We start from the raw sequence: 26,771 nt of genomic DNA, 5'->3' as shown, positions 1-26,771 counted from the left end.
GCGCCGAGAACGGTGATCGCTTCAGACCATCAGCGCCAGGGCGTCGCGGTCATACACTTTTGATCGTGATGCAGGCCGGGTTCGACCACTCGTTGTCGAAGAAGGTGCGGGCGCAGAGTGTGGAGTTGACCCTGAACATGGTGAAGGGCGCCCAGTCGACGTACGCATCACCGATCTTGGAGCATTGCGCGGTCCGGGTCTCGCTGAAGGCGGCTCCGCTCTTGTAGGCGCCCCACACGTGCACCTTGACGCCGCAGAGCGTGATAGGTCTCCACGGGAACTTGATGGACCGCATCGATCCGCGGATCTTCTGGACCAACGTGCCCGTTCCCGTCACCTGAATGCAGGTCTCGTTGACATGGCCCGGCCCGTTGCGGGCAGTGCAGCCGCTCGCGCTGAGCGGGCCAAGCTCATCCGGTCCGGAGGGCGCGGTGGCCGTCGTCGCCGTGGCGCCGGCGGGCGCCGCGATCACCATCGCGCCGGCGATCGCCGCGGCAACGGCTAAATCTCTCATCCTCAACTGCTTTCGACCTTTCCTCGTTCGTCGTCGTTCGCTCCGGGCCGTCGCACGTGGCGGCCCATCACTTTCTGATCTGGATACAGGCCGGGTTCGACCACTGATCCTTGAACTGGGTCCGGACGCAGATGCTGGTCCGGTCCTTGAAATGGGCGTTGGGATACCAGTTGACGTATGCGCTGCCGCCGTAGCTGCATTGCGCCTGACCGGTGCGGTCGAACCTGGCCCCGTTCGCGTAGGTGCCCCACACATGGACCTTCACGCCGCAGAGCGTGAGCGGGACCGGCGGGAAATTCCAGGACACCATCGCGCCCCGGACACGCTCGACGTGCGTGCCCTGGCCGTAGACGTAGACACAGGTGTCGTTGAAGTCGCCGGGGCCGTTTCGGGCGGTGCACCCTGTGGCCGTCAGCGGCCCGAACTCGTCCGCTCCGGGGGTCGCCGTGGCCGCCGCGGGTCCCGCGACACCCATCGAGCCGGCGACCGCCAGCGCGGCGATGAACGCAAGATTGAGGCGTAGCGCCATTCACACTCCTTTGAATCGGTGTGATCCCGACGCTAGGCCGCACTCTCTTCATAACGCCTTCAAACAGCCGTCGCTTTTCGAATGCGAGGCGTAGGCCAGGTGAGGCTCTGCTGAAGGCGTGCGGAGGGCGGCAGGTGCTGTGCTTTCCCAGACAACAGCCTCCGAAAGGAAAGAGGATGGGCATGCGAAACCTGCTCCGGCTCACTGCCGCCACCGCGGTCGCTGCCGCAGCGGTCGCACTCGGTGCGTCCGCCCCGGCCAACGCCACCACCGCGCAGTACACGGTGTGCTCCTACACGATCACCGCCGCCCACTATTTCAAGAATCCCAACGGCGACAACTGGTTCCTGGTGCGCAAGGGCGAACGCCGGCCGGGATATCGCGACGCGACCATGTTCTTGAATGGCATCCTGCACCGTCAGATGACGCCCGCGCCGTATGCGTGGGGTGAAGTCGGCAAAATGGTGCTCGTGCCCGGCTCCTGCCGCATCTGACCGCAGGAAATCTCAGATCCGAAGCGTCTTCATCGAAGGAGGAAATAATGCGTATTTCATCGAGAAAAATGGCCGCCTCGCTGGTGGGCGCGGCGTTGGCCTGCGGAATCCAGGCCGGCGTGACCGCGCCCGCGCGCGCCGATGCCGTACCGATGGGCTGGGAGCTCTACCACATCTACAACGACCTGTCGGAGACCGCGCGCAAGCAGTGCCACGCCGACGGCCGCCGCCTGTTCGGTAACCAGTACAAATGCTCGCCGGGATGGTACGGCTGGACGCTGTATTTCTGGTCCTGAGAACGATGGCCCGGCACGCTCGTCATCATCGGATTTCCCTGATCTGCGGGCGCCGGGCTCCGCCCCTGGCTCACGGGTGCGTGGTTCAGCCGCTATCTCGCGGGTGTGCCCGGGTCCGGGACGAGCAGGGTGGTGAGCAGGTCGTCCAGGCTCACGATGCCCACGACACCGGCACCGCTGTCGCCGTCGGAGCGGATGAGCGCGAGCTGGCTGTGGGCGGCTCGCAGTGCCGTGACCGCCTCCGACACCGAGGCGTCCGAGGGCAGGGCGGGCAGGCGGTAGGCGAGCTGCGCGGCGGTGACGGTGCGGGCGCGGCGGGCGGCCAGATAGGCGTCGCGGATGTGGACGACGCCGAGCGGCGCCGCCGGGTCGCCGACGACGAGGCGGGAGCGTCTGGCGTTCAGGCAGGCGTCGATCACGTCCTGGGCCGAGGCGGTGGCGGGGACGGTGACGACCCGGTCGAGCGGGGTGACGAGCGCGGCGATGGCGGCGTCGGGGGCGTGCAGGGCCTGGCTGAGCACGGCGTGGTCGTCGGCCTCGATGAGGCCGAGCCTGCGTGACTCCTCCACCAGGTGCCGCAACTGTTCAGGCGTGCGCGGGTTGGCGCCCTCCTCGCGCGGGTGCACCTTGAACAGGCGCAGCAGGGCGTTGCTGATGGCGTTGAGCAGGCTGATCACCGGCCGTACCGCCAGGGTGAAGGCGCGGAAGGGCAGCGCCAGGGTGGTGGCGGAGCGTTCGGGGTGCGCGATCGCCCACGACTTGGGCGCCATCTCGCCGAGCACCATGTGCAGGAAGGTCACGACGGCCAGCGCGATGACGAAGGCGACCGCGTGCGCGGCTGCCTCGGGCAGGCCGAGCGTGTGGAACAGCGGGGTGAGCGTGCCGGCGATGAGCGGTTCGGAGACGACGCCGAGGCCGAGCGAGCACAGCGTGATGCCGAGCTGGGCGCCGGCCAGCATGAGCGACAGTTCCTTGATGCCCGACAGGGCGGCCGAGGCGGCCTTGCTGCCTTGCGCGGCGGCCTTCTCCAGCCGGTGGCGCTTGGCCGCGACGAGGGCGAACTCGGCGGCGACGAAGAAGCCGTTGCCGACGAGCAGGAACAGGGTGAGAGCCAGGCCCAGGGGCAGGTTCACGGCCGCTCCTCCTCTTCGTCGAGGTGCCGGTACGGGGTGAGCCGGACGCGTTCGGGGACGTGCCGGTCCAGCGTCAGGACCTCGATGCGTGCGTGGGTGGGCGCGGCGGGGTCGAGGGTGGCGGGCAGGGCGGCGGTGATGACGTCGCCGGGTGCGGCGAAGCGGCCCAGGCGGTGCAGGATCAGCCCCGCGAGGGTGTCGTAGTCGTCCTCGTCGGGCAGGTTCAGGTCGGTGGCCAGGGCGATCTCGTCGATGCGCAGCCCGGCGTCCAGCTCCCAGCCGTCGCCGTGCCGTACCGCTGAGGGGGTGTCGGCGTCGTCCTCGTCGGCGATCTCGCCGACGAGCTCTTCGGCGACGTCCTCCCAGGTGACGAGGCCGGCCAGGCCGCCGTGCTCGTCGACCACGCAGGCCACCTCCTCGCCCCGGGCGTGGAGCTGGGCGGCCAGGTCGGGCAGCGGCAGCGAGAACGGCACGACCAGGACGTCCCGGGCGAGCTCGCCGACCCGGGTGGCGACGGCGGCCCTGGTGGGCACCGCGGCCACGTCGCGCAGGCTGACCAGCCCGGTCACGTCGTCGAGCGTGGCGCCGAGCACCGGGTAGTGGGTGTGGCCGTGAACGGCGATGAGCTCGTCCAGCTCCGCGACGCTCGCCGAGGCGGCCACGGCGACCACGTCGGCGCGCGGCACCATCACCTCCTCGGCGGTGTGGTCGGAGAAGGCCAGCGCCCGTTCCAGCACGTCGGCCTGACTGCCGGGCAGGTGGCCGTGCGCCTCGGACTCGCCGATGATGTGGCCGAGCTCCTCCAGCGTGGCGCCGTGGTGCAACTCCTCGACGGGCTCGATCCCGACGGCGCGCAGCAGCCGGTTGGCGGCGGTGTCGAACAGCTTGATGACCGGCCCCGCGACCGCCAGGTAGACCAGCGTGGAAGCGGCCAGCGCGCGGGCGAGCGGCTCCGGCCGGGCCAGGGCCAGGTTCTTGGGGGCGAGCTCGCCGAGCACCATCTGGATGATCGTGGCCAGCGCGAACCCGACGGCCAGGGCCACCGCCCCCACCACCCCGGCGGGCATGCCGAGCGCGGTCAGCGCGGGCGCGATCAGCTCCGCCAGGGCCGGGCGGGCGATGAACCCGACCACGAGCGCGGTGACGGTGATGCCGAGCTGCGCTCCCGACAGCATGAACGACAGCCGTTCCATCACCTTGACGGCCTTGGCCGCCTTCTTGTCGCCCGCGGCCGCCTGCTGGGACAGGATCAGCCGGTCGGCGCTGACGTAGGCGAACTCCTGGGCGACGAAGTAGCCGGTGGCCAGGGTGAGCACGAAGATGGCCAGCAGGCCCAGCGCCACACTCATCGCGCCCGCCCGGGCGAGGTGACGCCGGACGTGTCCGGGTCGGCCGACACCGATATCACCATCGCCTTCGATCTGGTCGAACCCGGCCGGAACCGGCGTGGGCAGGCCCGCCCGTAAAACGCCTCTTTCCCAGACAACCAGCAGAAACACCCGCCGCCGGGTGTGATCATCATCTCAAGCGTTCGCTGCTGAACCCCGGCGAGGCCCGCCTCTACGATGATCGAAAACTTCGTTCCTGAGGAGCGGTCGCCGAGGTGCCCGGGCAAGAACGCGTACGCATCGTCTTGGAAAACCCTCTCGTGCAACGCGCGATCATCGCGGTGATCGTGATCAACTCGGTCACCATCGGCATGGAGACCAGCTCGCACCTCATGGACCGGGCCGGTGACCTGCTGCACGCCGTCGACCGGCTCGCTCTGGCGATCTTCACCGTGGAGATCGCGGCCCGGCTGTACGCCTACCGTCGCGAGTTCTGGTCCGACCCCTGGAACTGGTTCGACGCGATCATCGTGGTCGTCGCCCTGGTGCCCGCCACCGGCCCCCTGTCGGTGCTGCGCGCCCTGCGGATCCTGCGCGCGCTCCGGCTGATCTCCGCGGTGCCCAGCATGCGCCGCGTGGTGAACGCCCTGCTGACCGCGGTCCCGGGGATGGCGTCCATCATCGGCCTCCTGGTGCTGATGATCTACATCGCGGCCGTGGTCGCGACGACGCTGTTCGGCGACATCGTGCCCGAGCGGTTCGACGAGCTGCCCCGGTCGTTGTTCACGCTGTTCCAGATCATGACCGGGGACGACTGGGGGAGCGTGGCCCAGGAGGTGATGGAGCACAAGCCCTGGGCGTGGATGTTCTTCATCGCCTACATCCTGATGTCCACGTTCGTCGCGCTGAACCTGTTCATCGCGGTGGTGGTCAACGCCATGAACGACGCCGAACCCTCTCCGGCCGAGACCCAGGCCCAGGCCGAGCTCGAAACCGTCAAGCGCGAGCTGGCCGCCGTCAACGCCAAGCTCGACCAGCTCCTGATCCGCCAGACGAGCCCGGCCAACGGGCGAGGCCGCCGCCACCAGCAACTGTGATCACCGGACGTCGCCGCCGCCCGTGGTCATGCCGCGGGGCTCAGGTGCTGCCGGGCCCATTCCTCGAAGCTGGTCAGCGGGAGGCCCAGGTCCCTGGCGTACTGCGGGCGGGCAGGCTGGCCGGCCGTGTTCAGCCACTCGTGCGAGCCGCCCATCGGCGGCATGCCGGCGGCGAGCGCCTGCTCCTCGGTCATGTCCGGCGCCGACAGGGGCGTGCCCAGCGCGCGGGAGAGGACCGCGGCGATCTCCGTCATCGGCAGATAGTCGCTCGCCAGCTCCAGCTCGACCCCGTCGAAGCGCTCCGGCGCGGCGATGGCCGCGGCGGCCGCCGTGCCGATGTCGTCGGTCGCCACGAGGGACAGGCGGGTCCGCGGCTTGATCACGCTCACCAGGCCGCCCTCGACGCCTCGCGGGAACAGGAACGCCATGGACGGCAGGAAGTTGTCCATGAAGAAGGCCGGCTTGAGGATCGTCCAGTGGGGGAAGCCCGCCGTGCGGACGTGTTGCTCGATCGCGGCCTTGGCGTCCAGAGAGGCCGCCGCCTCCTGCCCGGGGGTCCCGGTGTGGCGTCCGGCGCCACTGGTGGACGTCTGCACGAACTGCGGCACTCCTGCGGCCTTCGCGCCTTCGATCAGGTTGACGGCCTGGGCCACCTCGTCGTCGAAGTCGAAGCCTCGGGAGGTCAGCGGGGCCATCTGCACGGAGAAGACGGCGCGGGCGTCCTTGGCGGCCCGGGTCACCGATGCGCGGTCGTGGAGATCGCCGGTGACGAGTTCGGCGCCGAGCGCTTCGACGGCCCGGGCCCGGTCGGTGGCCGGGTCGCGGACCAGGGCGCGGACCGGGACGCCGGCCGCGAGCAGGGCGCGGGCGGTGGCCCCGCCCTGCCTGCCGGTGGCGCCGACGACCAGGACGGGCGCGGATGATGCGGGCATGATGCTCCCTCGGGACGATAAACGGCGGGGCCCGCCGTTTTCTCTGCGGTACGATACGGCGGGCCCCGCCAGTTAGCAACACCGGAGATGACGCCATGCCCGACCGCCAGCGCGCGGACGCCCGGCGCAACTACGCGCGCATCCTCGCCGTCGCCGAGGAGGAGGTCGCCACGCACGGCGCCGGCGCCTCCCTGGAGCAGATCGCCCGCGTGGCAGGGGTCGGCTCGGCCACGGTGCGCCGCCACTTCCCCACCCGCCGGTCGCTGCTGGAGGCGGTCTCCCACCGGCGGATCGAGTCCCTGTGTGCCCGCGCGAACGAGCTGGCGAGCGAGGACGACAGCCGAGTGGCCCTCCTCGGCTGGCTCGGCGACGTCCTCACCTACTGCGTCGCCGCGCGCGGGCTCACGGCCGCCCTGTCCTACGAGGAAGCCGAGCCCGGCTCGATGGACGAGAGCACCTGCGCGGCGATGATGGAACAGGCAGGCGATCCGCTGCTGCGCCGCGCCGTGCGAGACGGCGTGGTCGCGGAAGGGGCCACCGTCGCCGACCTGATCACGCTGATCGTCGGCATCGTCCTGGCGACGGAGCACCACCCCGACCCCGCCGCCCGCGCCGAGCACCTGTTCCGGCTCGCGGTAGCGGGCCTCAGCCCGCAACCCAGGACTTGACGGTGTCTCCCGCATTTCGCTAGAGCATCACGCTAGTCATTCAGATGACGCAAGAAGGGTGCTGATCAGAGTCTGGGCCGCCCAGTCGGCCCAGGCGCGGCTGTTCCAGCCCCGGTGGCCGGTGAGCAGGTGGTAGGTCTCCGGCGCCAGGACGGCGAGGGCCATGTCCGCGGCGCGAAGTGCGTTGAGGTCGGCGCGCAGCGCGTTCTTGGCGGCCAGGGCACCGGTGAACACGGCCAGCACGGTGTGCCGCTGCGTGATGTTGGTGCGCCACAGTTCGGCGATCTCCGGGTCGGTGGCGGCGGCCGAGCGGGCGACCTCCAGCAGCGGCGCCACCCGGGCATGGATGTCGGCGGTGGCCTCGACGAGCCGGTGCAGCAGCTCGGGCGGCGGCGCGGCGAGCGCTTGGGCGGCCCACGGGCGGTCGAGCGTGGCGACCGGGGCGTCGTCGCCGGCCACCTCGACGTCGAGCAGCTCCTTGAGGATCGCTCGTTTGGTTTCGAAGGTGAAGTACAGCGTCTGCACGGCCACCCCGCCTTGGGTCGCGATGGCCTGCATGCTCGTGGCGGTGTAGCCGCGTTCGACGAACAGCTCGCGGGCGGCGGCGAGCATGCGGGCACGGGTCTGGGCCGTCTTGGCCGCGCGCACTCCGGGCTTGGGTGGTGTCACCGGTGATCTCCCAAACTTGACTGGAGTGCCACTCTAGTGCAATTGTCGCTGGAGTATCGCTCCAGCGAAAGACGTGACGTATGGGCAACCGCACCTTGACGGGTCACACGGCCGCGGTGGAGTCGGCGGTCTTCCCGGAGAACACCGCGCTGCCGACCATCGGCACCGGAGCCGCTGGCGGCCGACATGGCGTCACCGCGCTGTCGCCCGGCGCACCACGCTGCTGGCGGGCGTCGTGACACCCACCGTCATCATCGGAGCAGGTCCGGCCGGGTTGGCGGCCGCGGCGGCCCTGCGCCGGCGCCGGATCAACCCGGTCATCCTCGAACAGGGCGAGGCGGTGGGCACCTCCTGGCGGCACCGCCACCAGGACCTGCGCCTGAACACCATCCGCTGGCTCTCCGACCTGCCCGGCCTGCCCATCCCCAGACGTGCCGGCCGGTGGGTCGCCCGGGACGACTACATCGACTACCTCGAACGCTTCACCCGGCACGCGCGACTCCACGTACGTTGCGGTGTTCGAGCCCGCCGGATCGACCCCGTGGCCGGCGGCTGGCAGATCACGACGAACGACGGCCACTACCGCAGCCGCCACGTCGTCGTCGCCACCGGCCACGACCGCGTCCCCAAGCTGCCCGACTGGCCCGGACGCGCGGGCTTCCAGCGGCCGATCCAGCACGTCGCCGCCTTGCGCCGCGCCGCCGACCTCGCCGGCGCCCGAGTCCTGCTCGTCGGCGCCGGAAACTCCGGCGTCGAGATCGCCGGCCACCTCGTCGACGCGGGCGTCCGGCGCCTGTGGATGTCGGTGCGCACCTCACCGACCATCCTGCCCCGGCACCTGTACGGCCTCCCCCTGCATCCGCTCACCCTCGCGCTGCGCCTCCTGCCGGAGCCGATCCGCGACCGCCTCGCCCGCGCCGCGGCGCACCACGCGTTCGGCGACCTGCGCGCCCACGGGCTGCCCACCCCGAGGCAGGGCCCGTACGAGCGCATGCGCACCACCGGCGTCACCATCGCGATCGACCAGGGCTTCGTCGGGCATCTCACCGCCGGCCGGCTGCGCGTCGTCGCCGACATCGACCGTCTCGACGGTCCCGAGGTCGTGCTGCGAGACGGCGGCCGGCTGCGACCCGACACGGTGCTGGCCGCCACCGGCTACGACCCCGGTCTCGCCGATCTGGTCGGACACCTCGACGTCCTCGACCACCACGGACGTCCCCACCGTGATGCGGGCAAGCACCGGCCCGCGACGGGACTGTGGTTCATCGGCTACCGGCCGGCGATAGAGGGCAGCCTGCGCCGGTTCCCCGTCGAAGCGCGGCGGATCGCCCGCGCCATCGGCAACGCGCCCCAAGCCTGCCCGCGTCCCTGAAATAGCCCAACCACGGAGGAGATCAGCATGTCCATCCGCCACATCGCGCCCGTCCCCAGGAAATCCGCCACCGGCCGAGTAGCCGAGGTGTACGCCCAGTCGGCGGCCGACTTCGGGCAGGCCGCGTTCATGATGCTGTCCCCGGCGCCTGAACTGCACGCCGCGGCCTGGGCCGTGCTGCGCGAGTCGGAACTGGCAGGACTCGCCCCCCGCACCGACAAGGAAGTCGTGGCCGTGGCCGTGTCACAGGCCAACCGGTGCCGGTTCTGCATCGACGCGCACACCATCCTCATCCACGCCCTCGGCGAACACCAGCTCGCCGAGGACCTGCTCGACGACCGAGTCCCGGCCAACCCTCACCACGCCGCCCTGACGGCCTGGGCGAAGGCCACCCGAACCCTCGACCCGGCACACCTGCCGGCACCGCCCTTCCCTGCCGACCTCGCCGCCGAGTACATCGGCACGGCCCTGTCGACCCACTTCATCAACCGCATGTTCTCCACGCTCACCGACGAGCAACTGCTGCCCGGCAACCTGCAACGAGCACGGCCGGTACGCCGCGTCGGGGCCATGGCCTACACCCGCACCGTCCACCAGCAACTCACCCGAGGCGACAGCCTGCCGCTCCTGGCCGGCATCCCGATGGAGCCCCGGCCGGCCTGGGCGGGCGACACACCGATCGGAGCCGCGTTCGCCGCCCTGCGCAGCGCGGCAACCGCCGGCGCCACACTCCTGAGCGAGCCAAGCCGGAACCTTCTCCGAGCCACGGTCGCCGAACCCACCCCCTTTTCACCTGGCACACGGCTGACACAACGGTTGACCCAGCTTCCCGAAGCCGACCGGCCCGCCGCCAAGCTCGCGCTCCTGGCCGCTGTCAGCCCACACGACATCACCGAAGCGGATGTCACCGCATGGCGCACCACGACCTCCGCCACCGACGCCGACCTGGTGCGCCTGCTCGCCTTCGGCGCCATCACCGCGATGGAGCGGATCGAGGAGGCCATCACCAGCCGAACACCGACTGCCCCCACCGACCGCGTCTGACTGCACCCGCGCCGGGGTGCTGCGGGAGGTAGCTCCGTCGCGCCCCCGCCTCTGTGCCGTGCCGGGGACCATCCCCGCACGCCGCCGCATTCGGCGGTGTGGCGGTCCGTACGGGCGGGGGGCACCAAGACCCGGAAGTCACGTCGTACGCCCGCCCTGCCTCGGCGTTGCGTGGATGCCTTTCAGAAACGACGTGAAGAGCAGCCGTCATGGGACTCTCCTCCGGGAGGGTCAGCGCCAATAGCCGTTGGCAGCGGCGACGGTGGCGAACTCCAGCGCCACCACCTGGGCGGCGGCGATCAGGCCCATGGGGTCTTCGCCGTACCGCGCCCGCCCGGCCCGGAGGATCTCCAGGCCGGGCTGGAGGTTGTGCACGGTGTGACGGGCGAGCGTGATGGCCAGGGCCCGTCCCTCTTCGGGGGTAGCGGTGATGAGGGTGCCGCCGGGGACGAGCACCATGCCTTCATCGGGAACGTGGGTCATGGGGATTTCGCCTTTCACTGATGCGCTCAAATTCTGTGGGTGCTCGTGTTCTGGGTGGCTCGCAGGCGGCGGTGCCTTCTGGGGGTGACGCCCTTCACCTGCTGCCTGCCTCGCAGATACGAAGTCCGCGCTGGAGCCGTGCGTGCCCCCTGAGCCTGCCGGGGTGGCCTGTTGCCAACCCGTCACTTACTAGACCGGACAGCCTCCGGGCTCGTGACGCCGCCGCGAGGAGGAATCAGCAGAGCGTCGCTCGAAGTCGGCCTGCCCGGCTGTCAGCGTGCTCCTGGGCCGGTTGGAGGAGATGGGCTGTCGCCGTCACCGTGCCGGTATGGCCCGTCCGACGCGTGTTCGCTGAGTCCAGCAGCCCTGGGTGATCCGGGCATTCGCGCTATCGGTACGTGCTGTCACATTTCGTCGCCCCCATCCGGTCGTTGCTGTGGAACGCAACCGAGCATGGTGCGGGGTGACGATGAAGGCCGGCTCACTGGCCAGGGCGCCGGGGCGATGGGGTCCGGGGCGTCCGTCTCGCGAACAGGGCGATGCGCACGGCCTTCGCCGGCCCCGGCTCCTCAAAGGCCGATGCCGGCGCGCCCATGAACACCCGGCAGCGTCGCACACCCCGTATCGGAACAAGCGAGGAGACAGACAGATGAGCAGCAATTACGACGTCATCGTGATCGGTGGCGGATCGCCTGGAGAGCATTGTGTCGGCGCCCTGGCCGACGGTGGGTTGCGCGTCGCGCTCGTGGAACGGGAACTGGTCGGCGGGGAATGCTCCTACTGGGCCTGCATCCCGTCCAAGACGCTGTTGCGTCCGGGCGAGGCGGTCCACGGAGCGCGGGAGGCGGCCGCCACCGCCGAGGTCGACGCCGAGCGAGCCCTGGCCTGGCGGGACTTCATGGTGTCCGACTACTCCGACGCGGGCCAGCAGCGGTGGCTGGCCGCCAAGGGCATCGACCTGCTGCGTGGCACCGGCCGGCTCGCCGGGCCGGGTGTCGTGGAGGTGAACGGTGTTCGCCACACCGCCGACCACATCGTCATCGCCACCGGCGCGTCACCCGTCATTCCTCCCGTCCCGGGCCTGCGGGAACTGCCGGGCGTCTGGACCAGCCGCGAGGCGACCGGTATGAAGGCGGTGCCGCGGCGGCTTCTCGTACTCGGCGGCGGTGCCGTCGGCGTGGAGATGGCCCAGGCGGTACGGCGTCTGGGCGGCGAGGTGGTCCTGACCGCACGGAGCCGGCATGTCCTGCCGCGCGAGCCCGCGCCACTTGGCGAGGCGCTCGGCGAGGTCCTTCGCCGCGACGGGGTCGAGATCGTGCTCGGCCCGCAGGTCACCGGTGCCCGGCACGACGGCCAGGACTACGTTCTCACCCTCGACGACGGTCAAGAGCTGCGCGGCGACAAGCTGCTCGTCGCCGCCGGGCGGCGCCCACGCGTGCACGACCTCGGCTTGGAGACGGTCGGGGTAAGCGCCGACGGCCATGGCATCCCCGTCGATCGGCGCCTGCGCGCCGCCGAGAAGCTCTGGGTGGTCGGCGACGCCACCGGCCTATGGATGCTGACCCACGTCGGCAAATACCAGGGCGAGGTCGTTGCGGACAACATTCTCGGCACGCGTCGTGAGGCGGACTATACGGCCGTGCCCCGCGTCGTCTACACCGACCCGCAGGCCGCATCGGTCGGCGACGTCGAGGCGCGGTTCAGCGCCACCGTTCCTCTCTCCGAGGTGGCCAAGACCGCCACGTACACCCGAGCCTACGAGGAATCCAACGGATTCCTCGCGCTGTTCAGCGACGGCCATGTGCTCACCGGCGCCTGCGCTTTCGGCCCCGAGGCGGGCGAGTGGCTGCAGCAGGCGACCCTTGCGATCCGCGCCCGGATCCCGCTGGACGTGCTGCGCGACACCATCCAACCGTTCCCCGCCTTCTCGGAAATCTACGTTGCCGCGCTCAAGGGCCTGCACGACAAGATCGCAGGGGCCGGGCAACCAGCCCGGCAGGAAGCGTCATAGACCCTACGGCCCACACCCGGCGGCATCGTTCGCCGGTCAGAGCTGTGAACCTGAGGGCGGTGCTCAGCGGTTGACCCACCGCCCTCAGGAAATCGCACCCGTCCGCTGATCATTCGGCCAACAGTTGGAGCGCCGGATCGGCCGCTGTCTCAGGGCTGACACCGTTGCCCACGGTCTCGCCCACGGGTGTACGCCGCTGTGCTCATCGTGTTCGCCTTGGCGCGCTTGCCGAGCCGGTCGATGTCGTGATGGTGGTTCCCGCCGTGCCGGCGAGCACCGCGGACGCCTCCCGCAGCGCGCCGATCGCCGCCGCCCGCCCGGTTGCCGTGACGAACCGGATACACGCGTCGACCTTGGGCCCCATCGACCCGTCAGGGAAGGGCATCGTGCGCAGCTCGCCGACGTCGATGGTGGACAGCGGCCGCTCCCGTGGAGTGCCGAAGTCGCGGCGGACGGCGTCGACGTCGGTAAGGATCACGAGGCGGTCGGCGTTCAGTTCGATCGCCAGCAGTGCCGCCGTGCGGTCCTTGTCGACGACGGCCTGCGCACCCTCGAACCGCCCGCCGCCCACGGCGAGAATCGGAACGCCGCCTCCGCCTCCGCAGATGACGGTCGTGCCTGTGGCCACGAGGCGCCGGATCGTGGGGAGTTCGACGATCCGGCGCGGCGACGGGGACGCCACCACCCGGCGCCAGGCCGGGCCGTCCCGGGCGACGGTCCACCCGTGCTCCCGCGCGAATCTCCGGGCCACCGGCTCCGGGTATCCCTGGCCGACGAACTTCGCGGGGGCGCGGAACGCCGGATCGTCCGCGTCGACCTCGGTCTGCGTGACGATCGTGACGACTGGCCGGACCATGCCCGCGTTGCCCAGCTCCCGCGCCAGCCAGTACCCGATCATGCCCTGGGTCTGGGCGCCGAGCGTGTCGAGCGGGAACGGGTGGGCCAGCGCCGGGTCGTTCTCGCTCTCGGCGGCCAGCATCCCGATCTGCGGCCCATTGCCATGACAGAGCACCAGCGTGTGCTCGGCGGCGAGCGGCGCCAGCGCGCGGGCGGCGGCGCGCACGTGCCGTCGCTGCACCTCGTCGTCGGGATGTTCGCCTCGTTCGAGCAGGGCGTTCCCGCCCAGCGCGACGACCAGCAGCATGTCAGGCTCCCAGTGACGCGACGAGCACGGCCTTGATGGTGTGCAACCGGTTCTCCGCCTGCTCGAAGACTATGGAGGCGGGGGAGGCGAACACCTCGTCGGTGACCTCGGCCCCGGTGAGTCCGTGACGTTCGTGGATCCGCTTGCCGAGCGTGGTGCTGGTGTCGTGGACGGCAGGCAGGCAATGCATGAAGCGCGTGTCGGGGCGTCCGGTGGCGGCCATCGCCTCCGCCGTGACCCGGTAGGGGGTGAGTAACGGGACCCGCCGGTCCCATTCGGCGTCGGCCTCGCCCATGCTGACCCACACGTCGGTATGGACGAAGGCGGCGCCGTCAAGCGCCACCGCGAGATCGTCGGTGACCGTCACCCGGGCGCCGCTCTCCTGCGCCAGGCGTTCGGCCTGTCGCACCAGCGACTCCGGTGGGCTCAGCTCGGCGGGCGCGGCGATCCGCACGTCCATGCCGAGCATGGCCCCGGTGATCAGCAGCGACCGGGCCATGTTGCCGCGCCCGTCGCCGGTGAAGCAGTAGCTGATCCGTTCGATGTCGCCCGGCTGGTGTTCGCGCATGGTCAGGACGTCGGCGAGCATCTGGGTCGGGTGCCACTGGTCGGTGAGCCCGTTCCAGACCGGGACGCCGGCGTGCCTGGCCAGCTCCTCGACGGTCTCCTGGGCGAACCCGCGGAACTCGATCCCGTCGAACATCGCGCCCAGCACCCGCGCGGTGTCGGCGACGCTCTCCTCCCGGCCCAGGTGCGAGCCCGACGGCCCGAGGTAGGTGACGTGGGCGCCCTGGTCGTAGGCTGCGACTTCGAACGCGCATCGGGTGCGGGTGGAGTCCTTCTCGAAGACCAGGGCGATGTTGCGTCCGGTCAGCTCGGGCCGTTCGTGTCCGGCCCGCTTGGCCTCCTTCAGCGCCGCGGCGCGGTCGAGCAGTTCGAGGAAGCCCGTGCGGCCGAGGCCGGTCACGGTGAGCAACGAGCCGGACGAGGACGGGCGGGTCACGGCGACTCCTTCGCAGTGAGGGAAACGGGGTCACGCAGGATGGGGCAGGTCATGCAGCGGGCGCCGCCGCGGCCACGGCCGAGTTCGCTGCCGGCCAGCGGAATGACCTCCAGGCCGTGGTCGCGCAGCATGGCGTTGGTCGCGGTGTTGCGTTCATAGCCGAGCACCACGCCGGGAGCGACTGCCAGGAAGTTGTCGGCGTCGTTCCACTGCTCACGCTCGGCCTCACGCCGGTCTCCCGACGCGGTCAGCACACGGACGCCGTCGTCCTCGATCGCCTCGCACAGTCCGGCTGCCAGCCCCGTCCTGCGGCGGACGCGCCCATCAGGGGTGAGCAGCCAGACCCGGGCCGCGGCCTGGTCGAAGTAGGGGTAGGCGACGAAGGTGGCGACGTCGACCATCGTGAGCACGGTGTCCAGGTGCATCGTCGAGCGGGTCTTGGGCAGCTCGACGGCCAGGACGCGGCGGGCGTGGCCATCGGAGAACAGCCGCCTGGCGAGCATCTCCATGCCCATCGGCGTGGTGCGCTCGCCCATCCCGATCATGACGACGCCGTCGGCGATGACGTGGATGTCGCCGCCCTCCAGCGTCGCCGGGGCGTGTGGCAGGTCGTCGTCGCCGTAGACGGTGACGAAGTCGGCGCCGGCGAACAGCGGGTGGTGCCGGTAGACGGTGCGAGTGTTGATGGACTCCCGGTTTCTGGCCGCTTTGGCCATCGGGTTGACCGCGGCGGCCCGGCCGATCCAGGCCGCGTTGTCGCGCTGGAACAGCGTGTTGGGCAGCGGGGCGAGCACGAAACCGTCATCGTCGAGGCTGTGCCACGCCACGCTGGCCACGCGGGGCAGGTCGATCTCCGACTTCAGCACCCCACCGATCAGATGGCCGGCCAGCACGACCGGGTCAGTGTCCAGGAACAGCGCCCGCAGCTCACGGGCCAGCGCCGGTCCGAACCGCTGATCAGTGCACACGCGGTTCACGGCGAAGCGCCGGCCGGCGTCGGTCGCGAGCGCCTGCGCCAGCAACTCGGCGAACAGGTGCACCCGCACGCCGCGGGCGCGCAACGCCGCGACGAACTCGTCGTGTTCGTGGCGTGCGCGGTCGGCCCAGAGCACGTCGTCGAACAGCATCTCAGCGGCGTTGCCGGGGGTCAGCCGATCCAGCTCTCGCCCGGGCCGGTGCACGACGACCTCGCGCAGGCGACCGATCTCGGAGTGGACGCCGATCCGCAGGGCGGTGTCCTGGCCGGTCGCTGTCATCGTGTCACCGCCGGGGCCTCGCCGTAGACGCCGCGGCGGGCCTTGACCCAGACGTACACCGGCACGCCGAGCAGCAGGCAGAACGTTCCGTAGTAGACGGCCTGGTAGCCGCTCCCGGCGAGAGCCCAGAACCCGAACGCCAGGGCGAGCATTGAGACGGTGACGTCACGTACAAGATGCCCGGTCCGCGATCGCCTGCCGTCGACGATCAGCCAGTACAGCTGCGCCGCGGCGGACAGCAGGTACGGGACGACGGAGGTGAGCACCGACAAGAGCACGACAGCGATGAACACCTGCTCGAAGCTGGTGTAGCTGATGACGGTAAGTCCTGCGGCCAGCAGGGTGGAGACGATGATTCCGAACGCGGGCACCCCGGACCGGTTCTGCCGGGCGAAGCGGGCCGGGAACAAGCCGTCCCGCGCCGCCGCCCGTGGCATCTCGGCCACGATCAGCGTCCAGCCGACCAGTGCCCCGAAGCCGGACACGATGGCCGCGACGGCGACCGTCGCCCCCGCCCACTGTCCGCCGAAGATGGCGTTCGCCGAGTCGGTGAAGGGGGCGGCGGAGCGGATGAGGCGGTCGTGCGGCACGGTGCCGAAGACGGTGACGGTGCCGAGGATGTACACCGCGGCACAGGCCAGGGTGCCCAGCACGGTTGCCCGGCCGACGTTCCGCCTGGGGTCTCTGACCCGGGCCGCGGCGACAGACGCGGTCTCGATGCCCAGGTAGCTGAACAGGGCGATGGCTCCCGCAGCGCTGATCGCGCCGAGCCAGGAGCCGCCACTGGCGTTGAACTCGCCGAAGTTCGCCGTGTTGATGAACAGCAGGCCGATGGTGGCCATGAACACCAGCGGAATGAACTTCAAGACGGTCGCGACGACCTGGAACGCGGCGAAGCTGCGCAGTCCCGAGAGGTTGACCAGCGCCGGCAGGAGCAGCCCGGCCAGCGCGATCGCGATCGACCAGCCGATCTCGTGCCCAGTGTTCCAGAACACCTCGACATAGCCCACCCACGCCACGACGATCGCCGCGTTCCCGGCCCAAGCGGTGATCCAGTAGCTCCAGGCGATGAGGAACCCGGCGAATTCGCCGAATGCGTCGCGGGCGTAGACGTAGGGGCCGCCTGCGGCCGGCAGCCGCGCCGCGAGGCCGCGGAACGCCAGCGCCAGCGCGACCGCGCCGATCGTGACGAGCACGAACGCCACCAGCGATATCGGGCCGAACACCGCCAGGGCGGACGGAAGGGCGAACACTCCGGTTCCGATGACCGAACCGACCACCAGCGCAGACGCCGTGACGAGCCCGAAACGACGCTCACCCGGCTCCCGCCCGGGCGGCGCACTGTCCATCGGCAGGGCTGGACGGGCCACGTCCCGCAGCGGTGCGCCATCCGTGATGTTCATGATCTATCCCTTTCGCCGCGAACCGGATCGGTTCCTCCGCTTGGACCGGGCGGCCACCTTGATCTGTGACAGGCGGGCGAGGCGGGGAATCAGAGGAATCGCCGGAACCACCTGCCGGGACCGGCTCGCCGCGCGCTCATGTGTTCCGTGTACAAGGCCGCCGCTCGGCACTGTCACAGATTCGGCCGGCTGTCCGGTCCAAGCTGTGAAGCCCGGCCTCGTCCGCCGTGGCCTCGGCCTCCAGCACGTCACAGGCGCGGAGCCGCTGAGGTGCGGACCACCACCCTGACACCTGAAAGGGCATGCTCATGATCACGAGAAAACGGCCCGTCATCGTTCTGGTCCACGGCGCGGCCCACCCGCTGCCCGACGTGGAGAGTGGCGCGGCGGGTCCCGGCCGTTCGGTCGCCGCCAGCCAGACCAGGGGTGACGCATCATGCCGGTAGTCCTCATCCACGGCGTCCCCGACACCCATCGTCTCTGGTCGGGTGTCCGCCGGTACCTGACGCGTACGGACGTGGAAGCCTGGGACCTGCCGGGGTTCGGCGCTCCACGGCCCGAGGGCTTCGGCAGCACGAAGGAGGAGTACGCCGACTGGCTGATCAGCCGACTGGAGGAGCTCGGCGAGCCGGTCGATCTGGTCGGTCACGACTGGGGCTGCATCCTCACCGCCCGGGTCGCCTCTCTCCGTCCCGACCTGGTACGTACCTGGGCCGGCGGGAATGGCCCGATCAGCGCTCGATACACGTGGCATCCGCTGGCCAATATCTGGCAGGACCCGGTCGAGGGGGAGCGCTTCATGGCAGGGCTGACGCCCGACGGCTTCGCGGCCGATCTCGTCACCGGCTTCGAGGTCCCCGCCGACCTGGCCGAGGAGACGGCGCGGTACGTGGACACGCTGATGCAGGACAGCATTCTCAAGCTCTACCGCTCCGCCGTGCGGATGGGCGGTGAGTGGGAACCGGAACTGGGCAGGATGTCCGCGCCCGGCCTGGTGTTCTGGGGAGCCCGCGACCCTGCCTGCCCCGTCGGGTTCGCCGACGAACTGGGCCGGGCTGTCAGGGCGGAACGCGTGCTCAAGCTCGACTGCAACCACTGGACGGTGTTGCAGCGGCCCGCCCAGGTCGCCGCCGCCCTCGAACGGCACTGGCGGCGCCGCCGGCCGGAACGTCCGTCCATGCCGACGCCTTCGGAGGAACGATGAGCGGTCCGGCCGTTGAGGACATCCTCCCGCACGAGGCCACTGCCTGAGCCCTTGCTCGTTTCTCTTGTCACAGAACGGAGCGCTGCCCGGTCTTGCTAGCGGGACAGACTCACGGAGCGACAGGAGCGCGACCTTGCCACCGGCCAACACCACCATCCGCATCAGGGTCAGGATGAGCGCTCGCCCTGTCGACGAGCCGCACCGCGCTGCGAGCCAGCTGGAGCTCCTGTTCGACCTCACGTTCGTGATCGCGGTCGCCGCCGTCACCGCGCGGCTCGCGCACGACCTCGCGGACGGTCACGGCCTGGCCGGGCTGCTCCCGTTCCTGCAGGTGTTCTTCGCGATCTGGTGGGCGTGGATGAACTTCACCTGGTTCGCCTCGTCCTACGACACCGACGACGTCGCCTACCGGCTGCTGACCATGCTCCAGATGGCCGGGGTGCTGGTGCTGGCCGCCGGCGTGCCCGCCGCGGCCGGCGAGGCTGATTTCGGCATCGTCACGCTGGGCTACCTCATCATGAGGGTGGGGCTCGTCGCCCAATGGCTGCGGGCCGCAGTCGAGGATCGGGCGAGCCGGCGCACCGCGCTGCGCTACGCCGGTGGCATCGCCGTCCTGCAACTGGCGTGGATCCTCCGGTTCTTCCTGGTGGAGAAGGGTGGGCTGCCCGCTTCGTCAGGGCTGCCGATCTTCGTCTGCTTGGTGGTCCTGGAGCTCGCCGTGCCGCGGTGGGCGGAACGGGTGCGGCCCACCACGTGGCACCCGCACCACATCGCCGAGCGCTACGGACTGTTCACGATCATCTTGCTCGGTGAGAGCGTGCTGGCGGCGAGCAGGGGAGTGGAAGGGGCGCTCGGAGCCCGCGGGATCAGCGGCGCCCTCGTCGTCATCGCGGGTTCCGGCCTCGTTCTGCTGTTCGCGCTGTGGTGGCTGTACTTCCTGGTGCAGGCGGGTGGGGGCCTCAGCGATCGCCGTCATCGGTCGTACCTGTGGGGATACGGCCACTACGGCGTCTTCGCCGCCCTTGCCGCCCTCGGCGCCGGGCTCGAAGTGGCGGTGGAACAGAGCGGACAGGAGGTCGCGGCATCGCCCATGGCGCTCGGCTACGCGGTCGCCATCCCGGTCTGCGCATATCTCCTCCTGTTGCAGGTGACGCACGCGCTGGTCCTCGCGAGGCCCGTCATCCCGCCCAGGGCGGCGCTTGTGGACTGCGTCGTCGTCCTGGCGCTGCCGCTCGCGACGCCCTGGATCGGCGTGGCCGGCGTGGTCGCGGTGATCTCGGCGAGCTGTGTGCTGCTGGTCGCCGTCGCGATCTGGCCGACGGCCATCGCGGCCAGGACGGCGGCACGCCATGCCGGCCCCGAGTGACCGAGGACACCGGGCGTGGACGACCGGGATCGCCGCGCTCATGCGCGAGGTCTCGGCCACAGGAAAGCTCGTCGAACAACCGGCGGCCAACGAGAAAGGAACAGCGATGAGCGCTGTAGTCGTAGGTGTGGACGACTCCGAGGACGGCCTGCGGGCCGTGGAGTGGGCCGCCGCCGAGGCAGAACGCCGGCGTCGGCCGCTGGAGATCCTCCATGCCTTCATCTGGCCGCTGCTCGGAGTGCCTCTCGGCCCTGCACCGGGAGGCCCGCCTGAGGGCGGCCTCCGGCACGACGCCGAACGCATCCTGAACACGGCTGTGACGCGTGCGCGTGCGGTCGCGCCCGGCATCGAGGTGACCACCGGTCTTCCTGAGGCCGTGCCGGTCAACGCGCTGCTGAGCCGGTCCCACCAGGCAGGGCTGCTCGTCGTGGGCAGTCGCGGCCTCGGCGAGGTCGGAAGCCTGCTGCTGAGCTCCGTTGGCGCCAGGCTCACGGCCGAGGCCGCCTGCCCGGTCGTGGTCGTGCACGGGCACGTCACGCCGAAGGGGCCCGTCGTGGTGGGCATCGACGACCATGACGAGAGCGAGGCGCTGCTCGCGTTCGCCTTCGCTCATGCCTCACGGACCACGAATGCCCTGACGCTGGCGCATGCCGGCGACGGGCCGGCCGTGCCCGAACGCGCTCTGGGGACGTGGCGTGAGCGCTTCCCGTCGGTCACGGTCGGCCAGGAGAGGCTGACCGGCCGCCCAGGCAAGGCGCTGGTGGGCCCGGCTTCCGGGGCGTCCCTGCTCGTGGTCGGCTCGCACCAGCGTCATGGGCTCCGCGCACTTCTGCAGGGTTCGGTCAGCCAGACAGTCCTCCGTCACGCCACCTGCCCCGTGGCGGTGATCCGGATCTCTTGACGAGATGGGGCGGCGACAGTTCAGCCGGTCTTCTTGAGCCGCCTGGAGCGCATGCGGCGACGCTCGTCCGGTGTGGTGCCGCCCCACATGCCTTCCGGTTCGCCGGTCTCGACGGCCCAGGTCAGGCAGGGCACGCGCACCGGGCAGCTCATGCAGATCCGCCGGGCCAGGGCGGTGTGCGGGGCGGGCCTGCCGTCCCAGGTGAGCGGGAAGAACAGGTCGGGATCGCTGTTCGCGCAGGCCCCGTGGTCGGCCCAGCGGAGTGTCAGCCTCGGTTCGATGTCCATGGTCGCCACCTGTGTGCTCGACGCCGGAGGGCCGCCCCGCCCGCGACGACGGGCAGGCCGGCCCTCTCCGGCTGTTAACGGGTACGGCGGTCGGCGTCGACGATGACGTCGGTGATGACGGACGGGTGGCTCAGCGACATGGCGTGCGAGGACTTCACCTCGATGGTGCGAGCCTTGGCCCGCGCGGCCATCCACCGCTGACCTGCGGGCGCGATGGCCTTGTCCTCGCCGCTGACGATGACCCAGCTGGGGATTTTCTTCCACGCCGGGGCGCCCGAGACGCCGGTGTAGGCGCCGACCCCGAAGGGACGCTGGGCCACGGCCATCCGCCGGGCCGTGTCGGCGGGCAGGTCGGCGGCGAACACCGCGGGGAAGCTGGCCGGCTTGATGTACAGGTCGACGCCCTCGCCCGCCGCGTCGGTGTACGGGCGCTGGTCGAGCGTGGCCGGGCCGAGCAGGCTGCCGGGAAACTTCTCAGGGTCCAGCACGGTCTCCGTGCTCTCGCCCTTGTCCGGCAGGAACGCCGCCACGTACACCAGGGCCTTCACATTGTCGGCGTCGCGGGCGGCGTTGGTGATCACGACGCCGCCGTAGGAGTGGCCGACCAGGATCACCTTGCCGGGAATGCCCTTGAGGATGCTCGCGATGTAGGCGGCGTCCCCTGACAGGGTGCGCAGCGGGTTGGGGGCCGCTACGACCGGGTAGCCGCGCCGCTGCAGCTGGGCGGTGACCCTGTCCCAACTGCTTGCGTCGGCGAAGGCGCCGTGGACCAGCACCACCGTGGGCCGGGTGCCCTCGGCGGTGCCGGCCATGGCGGGAGCGGTGGACAGCGTGACGGCGGCCAGGCCGAGAGCGGCGGCGGAGTTCTGCCAGATGGACGGTCGATGACGCATGACGAGACCTTTCGTTAAGGGATGAATCACGGCCGGTGAGGGTGCCGGGTGCGCCGGCGACCTCCTCTGCCGGTGCATGCTCCACGGTTCCGGCACGGCGGCCGGCGGACATCGCACGAAGACTTGAGATCGCACAGCCCCTTTGCGACGCGCGGGCCGGCATCGCCGCCTGGCGTCCCGCCCGGATGTCAAGCATCCGTGCGATGTCGTCCGACCTCGTCGGGCGTTTGCTGGGATCCGACTGATGCAGGCCCTCAGCTGGAGAGACGAATGATCCCCATCGGCCATTTCACGGAGAACGTCAACCGCGAAGCTGCGTTCATCACCACACGACCGCGGCTCTTCGCGATCGCCTACCGCTATCTCGGGGACGCGGGCGAGGCCGAGGACGTGGTGCAGGAGGCGTGGCTGCGGTGGGAGCGCGCCGACCGCTCGGCCATCGTCAACGCGCCCGCGTTCCTTGCGAAGACCACCGTCAGGCTCTCTCTCAACGTCGTCCAGTCCGCGCGCATGCGCCGTGAGACGTTCCCCGGCCCCTGGCTGGCCGAAAGGAACGAGGGCAGCGCCGGTCCCGATTCGGCGGCCGAGCAGCACGAGGCCGTAGATCTCGCGGTCCGGGTGCTGCTGGAGAAGCTGTCGCCCGCCGAGCGGGCCGCCTACCTCCTGCGCAAGGCCTTCGACTACCCCTACCGACGCATCTCCGAGGTCCTTCACCTGGACGCGGCGTATGCGCGGCAGCTCGTACGGCGAGCCCGCGAACGCATCGAGACCGGGCGGCGCAGACCGGTGGACATCACCGAGTATCAGCGCCTCGTGCAGGTGTTTCTCGATGCGACGCGGACCGGCGACCTGGCCGAGCTGGAAGGGTTTCTCGCCGCCGACATCTCCATGAGAAGGAGTGCGTGATGAGCGACACGGTGGAGGGGGCGTCGTCCACGCGGTCATCCAGCCGGAACAGGTCGCGATCAGGCTCGGTAAGTGCTCGCCGCGTCAGCTGCCGGCAAGGAACCGGAGCAGCGTGCGGTTGAAGCGCAGGGGGTGCGTGGCCTGGCAGCCGTGCGGCGCGCCCTGGATCACCTCCACGTCAGCGCAGCCGATGCGTGCGCCCGTGGCCGCGAACGGGGCGATCTCGTCGTCCTCACCGTGAATGATCAGGGCCGGCACCGGCAGGGCGAGTTCGGCGCGCAGATCGCTGCGCGCCAGCGTCGCCAGCCCGGCGTCGAGCGCCTGCGGCGACGCGGCGGCTCCCTGGTCGCGGTAGTGGCCGCGGTGGAGGTCGCTCAGCAGTACGCGGGCGCCGGCCCGGAACATCCGGGTCACGTAGGAGTCGATCATGGTGAACCTGTCGGTGCCGAGCCGCGCCCTGAGATGGTCGAAGTGCTCGGGGGTCCAGGGGCCCTGCGGGTTGCCGTAGGAGCGATACAGGTACGGCAGCGCGGCCCCCACCAGGACGACCCCCGCGATCCCTGCCGGGCCGTACCGGGTGAGATAGCGTGCGATTTCCGCCGCGCCCATCCCCGCTCCCACCAGCGTCGCGTCGGTCAGCTCCAACCCCTCGAGCATCGCGCGGAGATCGCCGGCCAGGTTGTCGTAGCCGTAGCCGCCCCAGGGACGGGTGGAGTCGCCGAATCCCCGGCGATCGTAGGTGATCACGCGATACCCGGCCTCCACCAGCGCGGGCACTTGTGCCGCCCACATATGTCTGGACAGCGGCCAGTCATGGAGCAGGACCACGGGACGACCGTCACCGTAGTCCTCGTAGCAGAGCTCGACCGGGGTATGGCCGTGGTCGACGCCTACAGGCAGGTAGGCCATGAAGTCGCAGCTTCCTTTCCGTTGGGGTACCGGGTCAGCCGTCGTGCTCCACGACCAGCCGGGTCAGTTCCACGCGCGAATTGACGTCCAGCTTGGTGTAGGCATGACGGAGGTGGGTGTTGACGGTGTGCGGCGACAGGAACAGCCGCTCCGCGACCTGCCGGTTCGTGGCGCCTTGGGCCACGTGCCTGACCACCTGCAGTTCGGCGGCGGTCAGCCCGTCCCAGCCGTGGGCGGCGCCGGACTTGCGGCCACGCCGGCGTATCCCGGCCTCGCGCAGCCGCCGCCGCACCCGGGCCGCGTCCCGCAACGCTCCGGCCTGCTCGTACAGCTCCGACGCCGTTTTCAGGCGGGCGACGGCGGCCCGCCGATCCGTGGCCGCCAGGGCACGGCCGGCGTCTTCCAGCGCCGATGCGCGCACGATCGGCCGGGGGAAGCCGGCGAACCGTTCCGCGGCACGTGAGAGCAGGGCCGCGTCGTCGTCGAGCAGTCCGCGGGCGTGTTCCGCGACAGCGGTCAGGAACGGAAATCCGGGGTTGCGCCCGGCCCGGGCCTCGGTCTCGCAGACCATGCGCACGGCCGCCTCGCGGTCACCGGCGCGCAGGGCCATGCGGACGAACACCACGTCGTCGGCCGCGTCCAGGGGGGTCGCCCCCGTCGCGCCGTCCGGGCCCAGCGCGACCGCCGCCGCGGCGTGGGCCAGGGCGCGTGCCGGGTCGTCGTCGCAGTCGGCTACCAGAGCGAGCATCCAGGAGCCTGCCCTGGTGACGAAGGGAGCCTCGTCACCTGTCATGCGCAGGCCGTCGGAGGCCAGCTGGGCGATGCCGAGACGGTCACCCGCGTACAGGGCCGAGCGGCCCAGGGCGTAGCGGGCGGTCACGTCGGCGGTGTTCCCCGTCGCGCCCTCCTCGGCCAGGGCGGCTTCCGCCTCGGCACGGGCGCCGGCCAGCCGCCCGGCGTCGAGCAGCATACGGACGCGGTATAGCGACCACATGCGCGCCGCGGCCACCTGTCCGTGTGTCCGCGCTCTTCCCAGGGCGAGGTCGATCTCCTCGAGCCCGCGCAGGGGTTCGCCCGCCGAGCTCCACAGGAAGCTCTGCCAGGACGGCCCGGGGATCCAGGGCGAGTGCAGGATGCCCGCGTCGGTCGCCAGCCGTACCGCCTCGTCCTGCCGGTCGAAGGCATGCCGCCAGTCCGTGCGGTGGAACGAGAGCGTGGCCTCCACCGCCATCGCGGTGGCCTCGATGGCGCGATTGCCGCAGTAGCCGCCGGCGAGCAACGCCGCCTCGGCGGCGCGACCGGTCTCCTCGACGTCGCCGGCCACGACGAGAGAGAGGGCCTGCAGGGTGAGCAGGTGTGCCAGGGTCGTCTCCGACAGCCCTGGCAGGGCCAGCGCAACCCGGCACTGCCTGACCGCCTCGGCGAACGAGCTCTGGCTCGACAGCCTGGCCAGGCTGAGCCGTACCTGCGCCTCGCCTTCCGGTTCCAGCAGCCCGGCCAGGGCGCCGGCAGCCGTCGCACGGGCTTCGTCGTCGTGGCCGGTCAGCCACAGCAGGACGGCGGTCTCGGCGATCAGTGCCGGGCGGTCGGGGTGGTCGGCGGGGGCGAGTTCCAGAGCTCGGCCGCTCAGGGCGGCCGCGGCGGCGGGGGAGGTGGGCGCGAGGTCGGTGGCGGCCCGGCGCAGCAGCGAGACGGCTTCGTGGTCGCCCGGCTGGGCGACCTCCGCCAGGTCGGCGGCCACTTCCATGGCCGCCGCGCCGCGCCGCAGCCGCACATCGACGGCCTGACGGCGGATGAGGTCCTTGAACGCGGCGGGCACGCTGTTCCGTACGGCCTCGCGGACCAGGTCGTTGCGCAGGGCGAGCCGGCCGTCGAGGTCGGTCAGCAGGTCGGCGCGCAGAGCCTCCTGCAGCGGGCCCATCAGGTCGACGGGGGAGCACCGCAGAAGTTCGGCCAGGACGTCGACGTCGGCGTCGCGGCCCAGCATGGCCGCGAAGCGGACGCTGTCGCGGGCCAGCGGCGAGAGCCGGTCGAGGCGCTGCCGGATCGAAGAGCGGAAGCGCATGGGGATGCCCTCGGCCGCCGTGAGATGCGCCATCCCGTCCTGGATGAGGATGGCGCCTTCCTCGCGCATGCCGTTCAGCAACTCGACAAGGAGCAGCGGCCGGCCGTCGGCCTTCCTGGCGAGTTCGAGCAGTACGGGTTCGGCGACGGCCTGCAGGATGTCCTGGGCCAGGAGCGCCACGGCCTTCGTCGACAGCGGTCGCAGCACGATCCGCTCCGCAGGCCAGGCGCGTGCCGTACCGGCCTGATGCTGTTCGCGGATGGCCAGCACCCACAGGATGGGCCGGCCGGACAGGCGGGTGGGCAGCGTGCGAAGGGCGCTGCGGGTGGCCGCGTCACACCACTGCAGATCGTCCATAAGTATCACCAGCGGAGCAGCCGACGCGGCTCTCTCCAGCTCGTGCTGCAGCTCCCGCAGCAGCCAGAAACGCTGTTCCTCCGCCTCACTGAGCGCCAGCAACCTCTCGCGCGCCACGAGCGGCGCCGGGCCGGACAGCAGCGCGTCCAGCAGGGGGGCGAAAGGTACGGCATGCCCGTCCTGCGTGCCGGCGCCTGCCCTGACGCGCAGACTGCCGGCCGCGGCCAGATCGGCGACCTCCGCGAGCAGACGTGACTTGCCCGTCCCCGGCGCCCCCTCGATCAGAACGGCTCCGCCGTGCCCTCGCCGCAGGTCGTGCAGCCGGTCACGCAGCAACGACAGCTCGGGCTCACGGCCGCGCAGCGGCATCGTGGGGAAGGCGTCTGCGGCGGAGCGACGCTCAGAAGGGACCGAGAAGCCCGCTACCGCGTTGTTGAGGCTCATGTGCTCGTTCCGTTTCCGTGGTGTGGCGCCCGGCCGGAGGTGCCGTTTTCAGGCGGAGATCGT

General features: G+C 70.9%; 27 protein-coding genes. 12 read left to right on the top strand and 15 right to left on the bottom strand.

Translation table 11 applies throughout. The features are described from left to right. Positions 1-49: 49 nt before the first annotated feature. Together AB0G11_RS08920 and AB0G11_RS08915 are read right to left on the bottom strand one after the other, a co-directional pair. A complete protein-coding gene (locus tag AB0G11_RS08920; RefSeq protein WP_357584861.1) occupies positions 50-514 on the bottom strand; it encodes a hypothetical protein in 465 nt (154 codons plus the stop codon). A 67-nt stretch (positions 515-581) separates the two neighbouring features. Further along, on the bottom strand, positions 582-1,043 hold the full coding sequence (locus AB0G11_RS08915) for a hypothetical protein (protein ID WP_357584859.1): 462 nt from the start codon (positions 1,041-1,043) through the stop codon (positions 582-584). 182 nt (positions 1,044-1,225) lie between these two features. On the opposite strand from AB0G11_RS08915, the gene AB0G11_RS08910 reads away from it, so the two are divergent. Further along, positions 1,226-1,537 (top strand): hypothetical protein, encoded by a 312-nt coding sequence (locus AB0G11_RS08910; protein ID WP_357584857.1) that lies wholly within the window; start codon positions 1,226-1,228, stop codon positions 1,535-1,537. A 47-nt stretch (positions 1,538-1,584) separates the two neighbouring features. Continuing rightward, the gene (locus tag AB0G11_RS08905; protein ID WP_357584855.1) at positions 1,585-1,833 is read left to right on the top strand and encodes a hypothetical protein; all 249 of its coding nucleotides are present in this window, start codon (positions 1,585-1,587) and stop codon (positions 1,831-1,833) included. A gap of 92 nt (positions 1,834-1,925) precedes the next feature. Here AB0G11_RS08905 and AB0G11_RS08900 read toward each other — a convergent pair whose 3' ends face one another. Together AB0G11_RS08900 and AB0G11_RS08895 are read right to left on the bottom strand one after the other, a co-directional pair. Next, a complete protein-coding gene (locus AB0G11_RS08900; RefSeq protein WP_357584853.1) occupies positions 1,926-2,966 on the bottom strand; it encodes a hemolysin family protein in 1,041 nt (346 codons plus the stop codon). Then, entirely contained in the window at positions 2,963-4,315 is a 1,353-nt protein-coding gene (locus tag AB0G11_RS08895; RefSeq protein ID WP_219499215.1) for a hemolysin family protein, read from the bottom strand. The genes AB0G11_RS08900 and AB0G11_RS08895 overlap by 4 nt, the downstream gene beginning before the upstream one ends. A gap of 299 nt (positions 4,316-4,614) precedes the next feature. Here AB0G11_RS08895 and AB0G11_RS08890 point away from each other — a divergent pair, with 299 nt between their 5' ends. Further along, positions 4,615-5,391 (top strand): ion transporter, encoded by a 777-nt coding sequence (locus AB0G11_RS08890; RefSeq protein ID WP_357584851.1) that lies wholly within the window; start codon positions 4,615-4,617, stop codon positions 5,389-5,391. Between the two features lie 26 nt (positions 5,392-5,417). On the opposite strand, the gene AB0G11_RS08885 is transcribed toward AB0G11_RS08890, so the two are convergent. Then, the gene (locus AB0G11_RS08885) at positions 5,418-6,323 is read right to left on the bottom strand and encodes an NmrA family NAD(P)-binding protein (RefSeq protein WP_357584849.1); all 906 of its coding nucleotides are present in this window, start codon (positions 6,321-6,323) and stop codon (positions 5,418-5,420) included. 95 nt (positions 6,324-6,418) lie between these two features. Between AB0G11_RS08885 and AB0G11_RS08880 the strand changes: the two genes are divergently transcribed. Next, positions 6,419-6,991: a TetR/AcrR family transcriptional regulator gene (locus tag AB0G11_RS08880; RefSeq protein WP_357584847.1), complete on the top strand. Its 573-nt coding sequence runs from the start codon at positions 6,419-6,421 to the stop codon at positions 6,989-6,991. Positions 6,992-7,027: 36 nt separating this feature from the next. Here the strand turns inward: AB0G11_RS08880 and AB0G11_RS08875 are convergent, their stop codons facing one another. Beyond that, positions 7,028-7,660, bottom strand: coding sequence for a helix-turn-helix domain-containing protein (locus tag AB0G11_RS08875; protein ID WP_357584845.1), 633 nt, complete (start codon positions 7,658-7,660; stop codon positions 7,028-7,030). A gap of 80 nt (positions 7,661-7,740) precedes the next feature. On the opposite strand from AB0G11_RS08875, the gene AB0G11_RS08870 reads away from it, so the two are divergent. The 3 genes from AB0G11_RS08870 to AB0G11_RS08860 are packed head-to-tail and all read left to right on the top strand — an operon-like array spanning position 7,741 to position 10,076. Further along, the gene (locus AB0G11_RS08870; RefSeq protein ID WP_357584843.1) at positions 7,741-7,899 is read left to right on the top strand and encodes a hypothetical protein; all 159 of its coding nucleotides are present in this window, start codon (positions 7,741-7,743) and stop codon (positions 7,897-7,899) included. After that, positions 7,896-9,032, top strand: coding sequence for an NAD(P)/FAD-dependent oxidoreductase (locus AB0G11_RS08865; protein WP_357584841.1), 1,137 nt, complete (start codon positions 7,896-7,898; stop codon positions 9,030-9,032). The genes AB0G11_RS08870 and AB0G11_RS08865 overlap by 4 nt, the downstream gene beginning before the upstream one ends. A 27-nt stretch (positions 9,033-9,059) precedes the next feature. Next, positions 9,060-10,076 carry a carboxymuconolactone decarboxylase family protein gene (locus AB0G11_RS08860; RefSeq protein ID WP_357584839.1) on the top strand — a complete coding sequence of 339 codons (1,017 nt, stop codon included), beginning with the start codon at positions 9,060-9,062 and terminating at the stop codon, positions 10,074-10,076. A gap of 231 nt (positions 10,077-10,307) precedes the next feature. Here the strand turns inward: AB0G11_RS08860 and AB0G11_RS08855 are convergent, their stop codons facing one another. Beyond that, positions 10,308-10,559, bottom strand: coding sequence for a hexameric tyrosine-coordinated heme protein (locus AB0G11_RS08855; RefSeq protein ID WP_357584837.1), 252 nt, complete (start codon positions 10,557-10,559; stop codon positions 10,308-10,310). A gap of 649 nt (positions 10,560-11,208) precedes the next feature. Between AB0G11_RS08855 and AB0G11_RS08850 the strand changes: the two genes are divergently transcribed. Continuing rightward, a complete protein-coding gene (locus AB0G11_RS08850; protein ID WP_219499242.1) occupies positions 11,209-12,570 on the top strand; it encodes an NAD(P)/FAD-dependent oxidoreductase in 1,362 nt (453 codons plus the stop codon). Positions 12,571-12,772: 202 nt separating this feature from the next. On the opposite strand, the gene AB0G11_RS08845 is transcribed toward AB0G11_RS08850, so the two are convergent. From AB0G11_RS08845 to AB0G11_RS08830, 4 genes are read right to left on the bottom strand one after another with little or no spacing between them, the layout of a single operon-like run. Continuing rightward, positions 12,773-13,714, bottom strand: a complete 942-nt coding sequence (locus tag AB0G11_RS08845) for a carbamate kinase (RefSeq protein ID WP_357584835.1) — start codon at positions 13,712-13,714, stop codon at positions 12,773-12,775. A gap of 1 nt (position 13,715) precedes the next feature. Continuing rightward, a complete protein-coding gene (argF, locus tag AB0G11_RS08840; protein ID WP_281426704.1) occupies positions 13,716-14,690 on the bottom strand; it encodes an ornithine carbamoyltransferase in 975 nt (324 codons plus the stop codon). Positions 14,691-14,713: 23 nt separating this feature from the next. Then, a complete protein-coding gene (locus AB0G11_RS08835; RefSeq protein WP_246643624.1) occupies positions 14,714-15,973 on the bottom strand; it encodes an arginine deiminase in 1,260 nt (419 codons plus the stop codon). After that, positions 15,970-17,376, bottom strand: a complete 1,407-nt coding sequence (locus AB0G11_RS08830) for an amino acid permease (protein WP_357584833.1) — start codon at positions 17,374-17,376, stop codon at positions 15,970-15,972. The genes AB0G11_RS08835 and AB0G11_RS08830 overlap by 4 nt, the downstream gene beginning before the upstream one ends. A 436-nt stretch (positions 17,377-17,812) precedes the next feature. Here AB0G11_RS08830 and AB0G11_RS08825 point away from each other — a divergent pair, with 436 nt between their 5' ends. The 3 genes from AB0G11_RS08825 to AB0G11_RS08815 all read left to right on the top strand — a co-directional run bounded on the left by AB0G11_RS08825 (position 17,813) and on the right by AB0G11_RS08815 (position 20,847). Further along, entirely contained in the window at positions 17,813-18,580 is a 768-nt protein-coding gene (locus AB0G11_RS08825) for an alpha/beta hydrolase (RefSeq protein ID WP_219499255.1), read from the top strand. Between the two features lie 172 nt (positions 18,581-18,752). Then, positions 18,753-19,946: a low temperature requirement protein A gene (locus AB0G11_RS08820; protein ID WP_246643626.1), complete on the top strand. Its 1,194-nt coding sequence runs from the start codon at positions 18,753-18,755 to the stop codon at positions 19,944-19,946. A gap of 106 nt (positions 19,947-20,052) precedes the next feature. Further along, positions 20,053-20,847: a universal stress protein gene (locus tag AB0G11_RS08815; protein WP_357584831.1), complete on the top strand. Its 795-nt coding sequence runs from the start codon at positions 20,053-20,055 to the stop codon at positions 20,845-20,847. 20 nt (positions 20,848-20,867) lie between these two features. Here AB0G11_RS08815 and AB0G11_RS08810 read toward each other — a convergent pair whose 3' ends face one another. Both AB0G11_RS08810 and AB0G11_RS08805 read right to left on the bottom strand, forming a co-directional pair. Further along, positions 20,868-21,134, bottom strand: a complete 267-nt coding sequence (locus AB0G11_RS08810; RefSeq protein WP_357584829.1) for a WhiB family transcriptional regulator — start codon at positions 21,132-21,134, stop codon at positions 20,868-20,870. Between the two features lie 74 nt (positions 21,135-21,208). Further along, positions 21,209-22,027 carry an alpha/beta hydrolase gene (locus AB0G11_RS08805; protein ID WP_357584828.1) on the bottom strand — a complete coding sequence of 273 codons (819 nt, stop codon included), beginning with the start codon at positions 22,025-22,027 and terminating at the stop codon, positions 21,209-21,211. 270 nt (positions 22,028-22,297) lie between these two features. On the opposite strand from AB0G11_RS08805, the gene AB0G11_RS08800 reads away from it, so the two are divergent. Continuing rightward, a complete protein-coding gene (locus tag AB0G11_RS08800; protein WP_219499268.1) occupies positions 22,298-22,933 on the top strand; it encodes a sigma-70 family RNA polymerase sigma factor in 636 nt (211 codons plus the stop codon). Positions 22,934-23,017: 84 nt separating this feature from the next. On the opposite strand, the gene AB0G11_RS08795 is transcribed toward AB0G11_RS08800, so the two are convergent. Both AB0G11_RS08795 and AB0G11_RS08790 read right to left on the bottom strand, forming a co-directional pair. Further along, positions 23,018-23,842, bottom strand: coding sequence for an alpha/beta hydrolase (locus AB0G11_RS08795; RefSeq protein WP_357584826.1), 825 nt, complete (start codon positions 23,840-23,842; stop codon positions 23,018-23,020). Positions 23,843-23,876: 34 nt separating this feature from the next. Further along, positions 23,877-26,708, bottom strand: coding sequence for an AAA family ATPase (locus AB0G11_RS08790; protein WP_357584824.1), 2,832 nt, complete (start codon positions 26,706-26,708; stop codon positions 23,877-23,879). Positions 26,709-26,771 lie beyond the last annotated feature (63 nt).

Source organism: Nonomuraea sp. NPDC023979 (assembly GCF_040639085.1).
Taxonomy (GTDB): Bacteria; Actinomycetota; Actinomycetes; order Streptosporangiales; family Streptosporangiaceae; genus Nonomuraea; species Nonomuraea ceibae.
Note: the sequence above shows the minus strand (reverse complement) of the source record. Positions and strands in the feature narration are given on the sequence as shown.